Raw genomic sequence first — 12321 nt, forward strand, 5'->3', positions numbered from 1 at the left:
TTCCTGTTATTCCGGCAGAAAAGGCTCACCCAGCGTCAGCATCAGGCGGTTGGCCCAGGCAAAGAAGGCGGTGGACTGAATCAGATCGAGCAGATCCAGCGTGTCCAGACCCTGCTCGCGCAGTGCCTTAACCTGCGACAGCGTTGGTTGCGCAGGGGTCAGCGACAGCGCAGCCGAAAAGCCGATGATGGCCTGCCAGCGGTCACTCTGTCCGTGTGACAGCACCGCGCCCGGCGCGACGTTCAGTAACTTCTGAATCGCCTCATCCTGTTTTGACAGCTGGCTGGCTTTACGGGCATGCACGGAAGCACAGTAGATGCAGCCGTTGACTTTACTTACCACGGTTGCTGCCAGTTCCCGCTCAGCGCGGGGCAGGCCACCGGCGGTATAGAAAATGCCTTTATCCGTCAGCGTCCGCTGTTCCAGCAGCGGCAGATTCCGGGCCAGCAGGCGAAAATAGTCCGAATGTGTGTGGCCGAATTTTGCCAGCGTGGCCTGTTCAGCCTCGCTGAACTCCGCCAGCGGTTTTGCAGGCAGCCAGGGTTCCCAGCCGAGCTCCTGTTGCGTAAACGCGGTCAGTGCCGTTTTACCGCTGGCGGTGCGTGTGGCCTGGTGCCAGCGTCCGGCCACGACAGGCGTCGCCTCATCGTGTCCATGCTTGCCCTGTAAGCTGTGCAGCCCCGCCAGTAAGCGGCTCTGGAAGCTGACGAACGCCACCAGTTGCGCCAGCGTGACAATACCGCGCAGGCTCCAGCCCGCCGCCTTCAGGATCTCAAGATCGGCGGGCGTTGCCGCAACCGGCTCCACGCTGAGACGACAGGCAAAGGCCTCCGCCGCCACGATCCGTTCAGGCTGTCTGACCGATGCCTGTTGCTGATAATGTGCCTGCAGGCCGGGCTGCGCATGCCAGCCAGCCACCAGTGCGGCAAGATAATGGCGCCCGCTCAGGGGAAAATCGTCATCGCCCTGGTCAAACAGCAGGTTGTAGCTGCCCTGGGCATGGAGCGTAGCGGCGTGACGTGTCTGGCGGGCGTGCGCCAGGTCGGAATCGGGATCGATATCTGCCAGCTGCGCGATTAAATCGTCGGGTTGACTCATGAAATTCTCCTGTTAAGTTCGCCTGAGCCACGGAGCGCGGGCGCAAGATGTTCGGCAATCAGCTCAATTGAGCGCAGCGTATCGGCGTGCGACGGCTCGACCGAATGCACCTGAAATGAGATGTCGGTGACGCGCGCCAGCACGCTGTCCCGCGCCAGCGATGCTTTCACCCGCCCGGCATCGCCGACGTGGGCATCAAACTGCGCCAGCAAATCGTCGAAGCGTTCGCCGCGCAGTTCGCCCCGGTACTGTGAGGCCTGTCTGCGAATGCCGGGTTCAGCTATCTGACGCGCATAGGCGTCCGAATCGGCGACAAAGGCGGTTCGTGAGGCGAGTATGCGTGGCGCCGTTCCCGGCGGCAGGGCCGCCAGGTAAGCGTCGATCAGGGGATTCTGCAGCGCATCGAGCGGCAGATCGGGCTGCCCGGCGGGACGTGGCTGGGTGCGCGAGAGCATCAGCCCATGTCCACCCTGTGCAGCACGGATCGCGCCTTCAACCGAGAAAGTGGCAATCCACACCCGTCCGGCGAGCTGCGGCGCGGCGGGATAGAGATGATTGTCAGGATGGCCCAGCGAATCGCCGCCCCAAGCGCTGAGCAGCGTATGCAGATGGTCGTTAAACGCTACTCCGCGCCCGGCAAAAGTCAGGCCAAAGGGCAGAAACGACTCCGGCGTGCCGCCCGAACCCACTCCGACCTCCAGCCGCCCCTCTGCCAGCAGATCGAGAACAGCGGCGTCTTCCGCTACCCGCAGGGCATTTTCCATCGGCAGAGTGATGATGGCGGTGCCGAGCCGGATGGTGCGGGTGTGCGCAGCTACATGGGCCAGGAAGAGTAAGGGGGAGGGTAAACCGCCCTCATCCTCATGAAAGTGGTGCTGAGCAATCCATGCGGTATCAAATCCGCACCGTTCAGCATGCTGGATCTGTGCAGTCGCCAGCTGATACCGCTGTTTCGCCGGCACCTTATCCAGCAGCCGGGTAAAGAATCCGAGACGTCGACTCATGCTGACTCCTGATGAGTTAAGGGAACGAGCAGGGGGATGGCGGCAATCAGATCGCACGTGTAAGGGTGCTGTGGCGCACTGAATATTGTGACAACGTCACCCTGTTCTGCCACTTCGCCTGCTTTAAGCACCGTGACGCTGTCAGCAATCTGCCGCACCGTCGCCAGGTCATGTGTAATAAACAGATAGGTCAGGCCCAGTTCGCGCTGAAGCTGCAGCAGCAGATCGAGGATCTGCGCCTGCACGGTGACATCGAGCGCCGAGGTCGCTTCATCCAGCACCAGAATGTCCGGCTCACAGATCAGCGCACGCGCCAGCGCGACCCGCTGACGCTGGCCACCGGAGAGCTCATGGGGATGGCGTGACAGCAGAGACAGAGGCAGCGCGACCCGGCTGGTGATCGCTTCCACCCGCTCGCGGCGCGCCGTGCGGCTTAACCGTCGGAAATTACGCAGCGGCTCTTCGATGATGGCGAACAGGGTCTGGCGCGGGTCCAGCGAGGCAAACGGGTTCTGATAAACAAACTGAATCTTGCGCCGCAGCTGGCGTAACGCTTCGCCCCGTAATCCATTGACGACGATGCCATCCAGCGTCACCTCACCACTATCGGCCGTGTCAAATCCCATAATGATGCGGGCGAGAGTGGTTTTACCCGAACCGGATTCGCCGACCAGAGCATGCGTGGTGCCGCGGGCCACCTGAAAACTGACCTGATTCAGCGCCTGCAACCGCTGCTGTTTGCCCAGCGCAAAACTTTTCATCACGCCGCTTACCCGGATGGCTGGCGAAGAGAACGGCGTCGCGACTGGCTGGCTGCGTGGAGGACGCCGGGGAGCGGCATCGTTCAGCAGCTGGCGCGTATAGGGATGAGCAGCGGCACTTATCAGCCGGCCGGCCGGCCCCGATTCCTGAATCTCGCCGTGGCGGAAAACGATAATGCGGTCTGCGCGCTGAGCCGCTAAGGCCAGATCGTGGGTGACAAACAGCACCGCCGTATTGAATTCGTGCCGGAGGTTATCCAGCAGATCGAGAATGCGCTTCTGAACCGTCACGTCGAGGGCGCTGGTCGGCTCGTCAGCAATAATAATCTCTGGCTGCAGGGCGAGTGCGATGGCGATCAGCACCCGCTGTTTCATGCCGCCCGAGAGCTGATGCGGATACTGGTTTACCCGCTGTTCCGGGTGACTCAGACCGACGCGGGTCAGCAGTTCAATAACCCGCTGCTGACGCAGGGTGGCCGGTAAAGGCAGGTGCAGCCGAAGGATCTCTTCGACCTGCTCACCGATCGTTTTCACCGGATTCAGGGCGTTGCCGGGATCCTGTGGCACAAGGCTGATACGTGCGCCGCGCAGGGTGTCGAAGCGCTTCTGCGACCACTGACTGATATCCACGCCGTTGAGCCGGATCGCCCCCTGTTCGCGGCGGCCATTCTCCGCCATCAGGCCCAGAATCGCCTGCGCAGTGGTGGTCTTGCCGGAACCGGATTCACCGACCAGCGCCACCATCTCTCCGGCGTGCAGTTCAAAACTGACGTTATGGACGACCGGCTGCCACCGGTTGCCACTGCGATAGCTGAGTGTCAGATCGCTGACGGCCAGTAAAGGCTGAGTACTCATCGGCGTCCTCCTGAAAGTTGCTGGCTGATGCGATTAGCGGCGAGCACGACGGCCACCACAACCACGCCCGGAATGGTGGTCAGCCACCAGGCGGTAGCCAGATAATTACGCCCTTCGGCGATTAAGAGCCCCCACTCGGGAACCGGGGGCGGCGTGCCGTAGCCCAGGAAGCTCAGAGTCGACAGCGCCAGAATGGCCTGACCAAACTGCAGGGCAGCGTAGGCGATCACCGGTGTCAGCGCATTGGGCAGGATATGACGCCAGAGCACGCTGAAAAAGCGACCGCCGCTGCCGTACGCCGCCTCGATATAATCGCTGTGGCGGATCCGCACGACTTCGGCACGCGCCAGGCGGGCAAAACTGGCGATAGAAGCCACCCCCACCGCCAGGGCCGCATTGAGTGTGCCGAAGCCGAGCAAAATCAGCAGACTCAGCGAGAGCAGCAGCGAGGGGATCGCCAGCAGCACATCCACGCCACGCATGATGACGGATTCTGATCGGCCGCCGAGGGCACCTGCGACAATCCCCAGCGTGGTGCCCGCCAGCAGTCCAATCGTGACCGCCATCAGCGCAGCGAAAAGCGAATGCGATGCGCCATAGACAATACGGGCATAGAGATCGCGCCCCAGCTGATCGGTGCCCAGCCAGTGCCCCGCCTGTGGGGCGAGTCGCTGGGCGCCTGCAATCCCGTCTGTCGGGCTGGCGTGTGTCAGCAGCGCAGGAAACAGGGCCGCCAGCAGGGCCAGCAGCAGAATGAGGATGGCCAGCCAGAGACCGGGAGCGAACCGGACGCTGCGTTTTCCCGGCGTCGCGGGGCGACGGGCGGCGGCGTAATCCACCAGACTCATACAGCACCTCCTGTCAGCTGAATGCGCGGATCAAACAGCGGCATCAGCAGATCGACCAGCAGGTTAATGACCACAAAGCCCAGCGCGGCGATCATCACCACCGCCTGTAGCACCGCCACATCCTGATTGTTGACCGCCTGCTGGGTGAGCTGTCCCAGCCCGCCCAGTCCGAATACTGTTTCGGTAATCAGCGCGCCGGCAATCAGTTCACCCAGCAGCAGCCCCGCAACCGTAAGCACCGGCAGCATGGCGTTGCGCAGGATGTGCCGCCACAGAACATAGTTTTCGCCTGCCCCTTTGGCGCGCACCACCGCCACAAAAGGCCGGGTCGAAACCTCATCAATGCTGCGCAGCAGAATCTGTGCGAGCGGTGCAGAGATCGGCACCGCCACGGTCATAATCGGCAGGATCAGCCCCTGCCAGGGCGACGGGTTTATCACCGGGATCCAGCGCAGTTGAAAAGAGAAAAACTGGATCAGGGCGATGCCGAGCCAGAAGGTCGGAACGGAAATAAACAGCGCGGGCAGAGACTGCACCAGATTGCGCACGCCACGCAGGGCCGGCAGTCGTGACAATGCCGCCAGCACGAAAGCCAGCAGCGTCGCCAGCGTAAAGCCGCACAGGGCCAGACGCAGCGTACCGGGCAGGTTGCTGCTCAGCAGTTCGCTGACCGGCACCCCCGCCTGAACGGAGTAACCAAAATCGCCGCGCAGCATCGCCAGCAGCGTATGCAGATATTGCTGCCACAGCGGGCTGTCCGCGCCGTAGGCCTGACGCATCTCCGCGATCTGCTGCGGGCTCAGGCCGAGATCGGGATTCTGGAACTTGATCAGGACGGCATCGCCGGGCAGCACCTGCAGCAGCACAAATGACAGGCTGAACGCGGCCCATAACACCAGCACACCGAGGCCCGCACGCTGTAAGAGATAATGACGCATTCTCTGCTCCGGTTAGGGTTTTTCCAGCCAGGCGCTGTAGAGCGCCGGACGACCCACGGCTTCAAAACGGACCCCTTTCAGCCAAGGCGCGCCAGCATAGACCTGCGGCTCTTCAAAAATGGGGATGACGTAGGCCTGGTCCAGCAGATAGCGCTGAACATCGCCCGTCAGCTTAAGTCGTTTCGCTGGATCGACCTCCGCAGAGATGGCGACCAGCAGCTGATTCAGCCTCTCATCACGGAAGTTTTTCACTTTGTCGCTGGATCCGCCTTTCTGCAGCAGGTTGTCACGGTTGGCAGGATAGAAGCTGCTTTTGATGACATCCGGATCGGCGCGACCGACTTCCGTCACGTTCAGCGGCGTTTTAAGCGGATCGAGGTTATCCAGCGTTTTGCTACCCGCATCGCCAGCTTTGACAGTGAGCAGGACACCTGCCTGCCGCCACTGCTGCGCCACCAGCTGCAGGACCTCTTTGTTCTGCGGCTGTGGCAGGGATTCGTAGACGGTCAGGGCCAGCCGCTGTCCCGCTTTCTGCCGGATGCCGTCTGGGCCGGGCTGCCAGCCCGCCTCATCCAGCAAAGCTCTGGCTCGGGTGAGGTCAAACGTGAGCTTATCCGACAGATTGACGTATCCCGCCGCCGTCGTCGCCACCACAGAGGTCGCCTGTGGATAGTTGGGTGAGAAGAGGGTCTCAACCACCTGCTTCGCGTTGGTGGCGTGCAGCAGAGCCTGTCGAACGCGGATATCACTGACCAGCGGATTATCGGGACGGAAACTCAGGCTGTCGTTAACGCCACGGGTAGGGGCGGCATAGACCGGGTACGCCTGATCTCTGGCCTGTTTCTCATCATACGCCTGCACCTGACGGATCAGCCCCGCCTGACCCGCCAGCAGCGCACCGATGCGCACGCTGTCTTCCGGCGTCACAATCACTTTGATGCCGTCGAGATTAGCCGGGCCCTGCTGCTGAATATTCTTTGGTCCCCACTGATACGCTTTGCGGGCGACCAAATCCACCTCCCGGCCCAGTTTCTCATCGCTGACCACAAAGGGGCCGGAGCCGATGATATGTCGTGCATCGCCGAGTTGATCGAAACTGCGTGCCAGCGTACTCAGCGAAACCAGACCGGATCCGATAGTGGCGGTTCCCTGTAAAAATCCGGGCGAAGGTTTTTTGAAATAGAACTTCACCGTCAGCGGATCGATTACTTCGCTGCGTTCGTAATTATTAATGACCTCGGATACCGGCAGACGTAGCGCCTTATTTCCCAGGCCATAGGTATCGAAGTTTTTAGCAACCGCATTCGCATCTAGCGGCGTGCCATCTGAAAAGGTGACGCCCGGCCGTAATTTAAAGGTGTATTCGGTTTTATCTGCATTGGTGGTCCAGCTTTCCGCAATCCAGGGTTCAACCTGCAGCGTTTCAGGATTCTGCCAGGTTAATTTATCGGTGATCTGATTGAGGATGCCGCCATTCGGATAAAACCCCCCGGCGGGTGGATAAAGATTGGTATGTGCCTGCTGCTCAAGATAAATCAGCGTGCCGCCTTTAACCGGCGCGGCCAGCGCATGAAAAGAGAGTGTCCCGGCAAGTAAAGTAAAAACCAGCCTCTGCGTGCGTGGTTTAACGCGAAATAACGTCTTCATGGTGAATTCCTTTGTTATCAATTGCCTCAGCAGGCGGAATCATCATCGAATGACGCAACACACAGATAAAGTAATGATTTGGTCAAAGCTTATCTGAAATTAATCAATGCGGGCCTGGCGGGGAATTAATGCGGGAGAAGTAACAGGCGGAATGGCAAATAAGTGTCTGCCATTCCGGAGGGTTTATTTAATGAAGGTCTGACTGCAGAGGGGTCAGGATTCGGCGCATAATCTGCGCTGACCGGCGCGCAGAAACGCGCTGACCAGACCCAGCCACAGCAGACCGCAGATCAGGTTGACCAGGCTGAACCCTCCGCTGCCGTAACTGAAGTAGGCCGTTTTGGCGGCCTCAATGCCGAGCGCGATGATCAGAATCGTCACCATGCCCACCATCGCGGCTACGCTGCCTTTTCCGGCATGGCTGGAAAAAAGCGTCATGCGGTAAAGTCCGGCATTGACCAGTCCGGTGCCGAAGCCGTAAAGACTCACGCCCGCAGTGAGCCACAGATAGTTCTGCGGATTCAGCACGGTGGCGGTTGCCGCGACGATCAGCCCGCAGACCACCGGCCAGGCCCCGATCCTGATCGGCTGTTCAATCGACAGACGGCTGGATAAGCGTCCCAGCGTCAGGTTACCCGCAATCATGGCGGCAAAAACCGGCAACTGCAGCAGCGCATAGTCGATACGGCTGAGTTGCGCGCCGTGCATTAAAATCACGGGGGATAACGCCACCCAGGCGATGCAGGGCACGGTGACCAGTCCGATAGCGAACGAACCGCGCATCACCTGGCGATCTTTCAGCAGCGCGCCATAATCGCTGATGATCGACCCCAGCGACAGGGGCTTCTGACGATCGCCCGAGGTTTCCGGCATCGCGTACCACAAGCCGGCCAGCGCCAGCGCTGCGACGGCGCCCGTCAGCCAGAACAGCGTGCGCCACTCACCCACGGTCAGAAACGCCGCGCCCGCCAGCGGACCGGCGAGCGGCGCCAGCAGGGCGACATTCGCCATCAGCGCCATCATTTTAATGCTGAGTGATTCCGTAAACGCCTCCTGTATCGCCGCGTAACCCACCGCGCCGATGAAGCAGAGACTGATGCCCTGCAGAAAACGCAGCAGCACGAACTGTTCGATGGAGGTCACCCAGTGGGTCGCGATGCAGGAAAGTGTAAAAAAGGCCACACCGCTGAGCAGCACAGGACGGCGGCCCACCCGATCTGACAGCGGGCCGAGCAGCCACTGCAGCAGAATCCCGCCCATCAGATAGGCGGTCAGCGAGGCGGAAACCCACTCCGGCCCGACCTTAAACTCCTGGGTCACCAGCAGCATACCCGGCTGGATCATGTCATGGGCGATATAGGTGGCAAACTCGAACAGCACCAGCGACAGCGGAAAGATCAGATGTCGCCGTGTCAGCCGGGCGATCGGTTGAAAGGAAGTCATGATGAATACCTGAGAAATAACAGCAGAACGTGCGGCCAGCAAGGTGGCCGCACGGAGGAAGTGTGACAGTGTAACGATTAACGCCAGCGGGCAATCGGGTTATCCAGTGTTCCGGCAAACTTCAGATTCTCAGCCGGATCGGCGAGGTTGATCATCTGCTGATTATTTGCCAGCTGAAGACGGTTCAGGCAGGAGCGGGTAAACGCCGGTGCGAACATGTCATAGCGCGCAAACTTCGCGGCATGTTCCGGGTGCGCCTGCTGGTAATCCTTCACGCACTGCGCCACCGCCTGCCAGAACGCCTCTTCCGGCAGCGTCTGCGACTGATGCAGGATCGCGCTGATAAAGCGGAAGATGCAGTCAAAGACATCGGTGAAGATCGACAGGAGCTTAAGCTCGTCCGGCACATCCACCGCCAGGCGCTGCACGCCCTCCGGCAGTACCGCGTCCGGGTTCATCACGGCGATCTCCTCGCCAATGTCCTTCATATAAGCCGCCACCGGGACGTTATTCTCCAGCAGCATGATCAGGTTTTCGCCATGCGGCATAAACACCAGGTCATGCTGATAGAAGCAGTGCAGCAGCGGGCTGAGGTAGCAGGTCAGATAGCGATCGATCCACGCTTTGGCGGAGAGACCGGAGTCCGCGATCAGCGCGGGCAGCAGAGGCTGCTGCCGCTGATCGACATGCAGGAACGCGGCCATGGTCATCAGGCGCTGACCCGGCTGCAGGCTGGCAGCCGGGTTATCCCGCCAGAGTGCAGCAAACATCTTTTTATAGGCGGAGTCTCCTTTGATCGCCTGTTCGTAGGCGCGATTGTGATAACCCACCGCCGCCACCTCGCGCAGGATGCGGAAATCGCAGCGCTTCAGCCACGCATCGTCGGCGACCAGCGCGGCCAGCCAGCCATTAATGGCCGGAGTGGTCGCCATATAGTAGGGCGACAGGCCGCGCATAAAGCCCATGTTGAGCACGGAGAGGGCGGTTTTGACGTAGCGTTTCGACGGCGCACTGCGGTTAAAGAAGGTACGGATGGACTGCTGCGCCTGGTAGGCATCGTCACCGGTGCCGAGATAGACAATCTCATGGCGGGCGACGTCTGCGGCAAACACCGTCAGCAGTTTATTGTTCCACTGCCAGGGGTGAACCGGCATCAGGATATACTCTTCGGCCGCCAGCCCTTTCTCGGTTAACTGCGCGGTAAACGCGTTCAGCGTGGTGTCACCCAGTTCGTCGCGCATCAGCTGCTCATAGCTCAGTTCGCTCAGGCTGGAAAAATGCGCATTGCGGCGATGCACGGCAACCCAGATAAGGTGAACCGGCGCGGCGGCTTCCGGCGCAAAGGCCAGATAGTCACGGGCGTCGAAGCCGATGCGTCCGTTATTGGCGACAAAGCAGGGGTGTCCTTCGGTCATCGCCGCTTCCACCGTCTGGAAATCGGCAGAAACCAGCGCCTGGCTGTCGGGGTTAGGTTTCTGACGTTTATAGACGCTGCTGCACAGAGTGCTGCTGATCTCCTCCATGTAGGTGGCCAGCAGCGGCTGCGGGATACCAATCTCCGCGTTGAACTCCACGATAAACTGCAGCGCATCCAGCGGCAGCGCGCGCCCGTTCTCCTGTTTGCGCAGCGAGTCCGCGTCGATCTCCCAGTGGTCCAGCGCCAGCCTTGCGGCGCGGAAATGATAGCTGGCTTCACCGCCCGGCACCGTCAGCTGATAGGCGTCGCCGCCCGTGGCCTGTGGCGCGATAATTTTTTCATGGGCAAACTCGGCGATCGCTTTACGAATGAGCATGCGGTTTGCCTGGATCCAGTGTTCGCCGGTCAGATGGGTGCCGTCGGTCAGTGAAGCGGGGGTATCCATAGTCTGCGACTCCTGCAGTAACGCGTGTTGATAATCTTCCCGCTGGCAGAAGGCCAGCCAGGCGGTTTTATGCCCCAGGTCGAGGGTATGCTGATAGCGGAATCCGGCGCGCCGGTTCAGGACGTGGATCTTCTCGTTGCGCACGTCCGGCTCCACGACGACCCGGTTCACCTCCGGGCGGCTGAACAGGTAGTCCATCACCAGGGTGAAAACCTGCCAGCTGAACGCCCTGATCGGCTGGCTGGCGGGCGCTATAAGGATGTGCATGCCGTAATCATCGGGCGCGGCCGGGTAGAACTTCCCGATCTCGTCGTCAGCGGCGCGATAGCACTCAATCAGACAGACCGGCTGATCGTTGCAGCAGCCGATCAGCGCCGCATGGGGATCGGCGGTGGTCAGCGTCTGATAGAACGCGGCAACCTGCGCCAGGCTGTGTGACTGCATCCCCCAGAAGCGGGCATAGTCGCGAGTGACCCAGCTGTGGATCAGGGGCGCATCGCTCTCACGCATCGGTCTCAGGGTAAACCGGCCAGCAGGGCGGTCGGCCGTAAACAGTGGTGGTGTGTTCATCTCAGCGCTCCGTTTTAGCCGGGAAAGTCTGGAAGGCGATCTGACGCTCGATCGGGTAGACCTCGCGTCCGGTCAGCTCGCGCAGCAGCACGGAGTTGCGATAGCAGGCCATGCCCAGATCCGGGGTAACAAAGCCGTGCGTATGCAGCTCGGCGTTCTGCACAAAAATCTGATTGTGGTGGTCGATGCTGTAGTTGCGCTGCACGTCGTAGCGCCCCTTGTCATCCCAGCGCAGGCGCGATGCGATCCCCTCTAAAAACATTGGCGGCTGATAGTGATAGCCGGTCGCCATCACCAGCCCTTCCGTGCGGCGGGTAAAGGTGCACTCCTGCTCCTCCTGATGGAGTGTCAGCTCGAATTCCCCCTGTGGCAGCCAGCGCATCGCGGTCAGGGCCGAATGGGTAAAGAGATTGACGTTCAGGTTACCGTCGAGCTGTTTAACGTACATCAGATCGTAGATGTCGTTGATCAGACTGCTGTTGATGCCTTTGTAGAGATTCTTATGACGGGCATTCAGCGCATCGCGGGTGTGGGCGGGCAGGGCGTGGAAATAGTCGACCCACTCCGGCGAGGTCATCTCCAGCGTCAGCTTGGTGTACTCCAGCGGATAGAAACGCGGCGCGCGGGTGATCCAGTTGAGCTGATAGCCAAAGCGGTCGATGTCGGTCAGCAGATCGTAATAGATCTCGGCCGCGCTCTGGCCGCTGCCCAGCACGGTGATCGACCGCTTCTGCTGCAGTTCAGCTTTATGCGCCAGGTAGTGGCTGGAGTGGGTCAGGCGCTGGCGGTGCGGCTGACTGCACTCGGGCATCCAGGCCACCGGGCCGGTGCCGAGGATCAGGTGACGCGTCAGATAGCGCTGTTTCTCCCCGCTGCGGGTGTCGGTGACCTGCACCTGATAGAGGCCTGCGGCCTCATCGTAGCTGACATAATCCACATGACTGTTCCAGCGCAGACTGGAGAGCCGCGAACTGGCCCACTGACAGTACTGGTTATACTCTTTGCGCATCAGGAAGAAGTCTTCCCGGATATAAAACGAGTAGAGCTTTCCCTTCTCCTTCATGTAGTTGAGCAGGCTATAAGGACTGGTGGGATCGGCGAGCGTCACCAGATCGGCCATAAACGGCGTCTGCAGGTGGGCGCTTTCCAGCATCATCCCGGTGTGCCAGTCGAAGCCCGGATTCTGATCCAGGAAAAGCCCCTTCAGCCCCTCAACCGGCTCACTCAGGCAGGCCAGGCTCAGGTTAAACGGGCCGATACCGACGCCAATAAAATCGTATACAGGCTTTTCCATC

The 12321-nt window shown here is 60.6% G+C and carries 9 protein-coding genes; all 9 read right to left on the reverse strand.

Features of this window, described 5'->3' with window-relative positions:
* Positions 1-6: 6 nt before the first annotated feature.
* Entirely contained in the window at positions 7-1098 is a 1092-nt protein-coding gene (locus J1C59_RS20210) for an alkylhydroperoxidase domain protein (RefSeq protein ID WP_128084772.1), read from the reverse strand.
* Entirely contained in the window at positions 1095-2102 is a 1008-nt protein-coding gene (locus J1C59_RS20215; protein WP_128084773.1) for a putative FMN-dependent luciferase-like monooxygenase, read from the reverse strand. The genes J1C59_RS20210 and J1C59_RS20215 overlap by 4 nt, the downstream gene beginning before the upstream one ends.
* Positions 2099-3718, reverse strand: coding sequence for a dipeptide ABC transporter ATP-binding protein (locus tag J1C59_RS20220; RefSeq protein ID WP_128084774.1), 1620 nt, complete (start codon positions 3716-3718; stop codon positions 2099-2101). The genes J1C59_RS20215 and J1C59_RS20220 overlap by 4 nt, the downstream gene beginning before the upstream one ends.
* Complete coding sequence (locus J1C59_RS20225) at positions 3715-4566, reverse strand: ABC transporter permease (RefSeq protein ID WP_128084775.1); 852 nt, start codon at positions 4564-4566, stop codon at positions 3715-3717. Before J1C59_RS20225 ends, J1C59_RS20220 begins: the two co-directional genes overlap by 4 nt.
* Positions 4563-5504, reverse strand: coding sequence for an ABC transporter permease (locus J1C59_RS20230; protein ID WP_111138381.1), 942 nt, complete (start codon positions 5502-5504; stop codon positions 4563-4565). Before J1C59_RS20230 ends, J1C59_RS20225 begins: the two co-directional genes overlap by 4 nt.
* Before the next feature lie 12 nt (positions 5505-5516).
* A complete protein-coding gene (locus J1C59_RS20235; RefSeq protein WP_128084776.1) occupies positions 5517-7151 on the reverse strand; it encodes a TIGR04028 family ABC transporter substrate-binding protein in 1635 nt (544 codons plus the stop codon).
* Between the two features lie 213 nt (positions 7152-7364).
* The gene (locus J1C59_RS20240) at positions 7365-8594 is read right to left on the reverse strand and encodes an MFS transporter (protein WP_140917099.1); all 1230 of its coding nucleotides are present in this window, start codon (positions 8592-8594) and stop codon (positions 7365-7367) included.
* Between the two features lie 77 nt (positions 8595-8671).
* The gene (locus tag J1C59_RS20245; protein ID WP_128084777.1) at positions 8672-11026 is read right to left on the reverse strand and encodes a GNAT family N-acetyltransferase; all 2355 of its coding nucleotides are present in this window, start codon (positions 11024-11026) and stop codon (positions 8672-8674) included.
* A 1-nt stretch (position 11027) separates the two neighbouring features.
* Positions 11028-12320 carry a lysine N(6)-hydroxylase/L-ornithine N(5)-oxygenase family protein gene (locus tag J1C59_RS20250; RefSeq protein WP_140917098.1) on the reverse strand — a complete coding sequence of 431 codons (1293 nt, stop codon included), beginning with the start codon at positions 12318-12320 and terminating at the stop codon, positions 11028-11030.
* Position 12321: the final 1 nt, after the last annotated feature.

Origin of the sequence: Pantoea deleyi, assembly GCF_022647325.1 — a bacterium.
GTDB classification, from domain to species: Bacteria; Pseudomonadota; Gammaproteobacteria; order Enterobacterales; family Enterobacteriaceae; genus Pantoea; species Pantoea deleyi.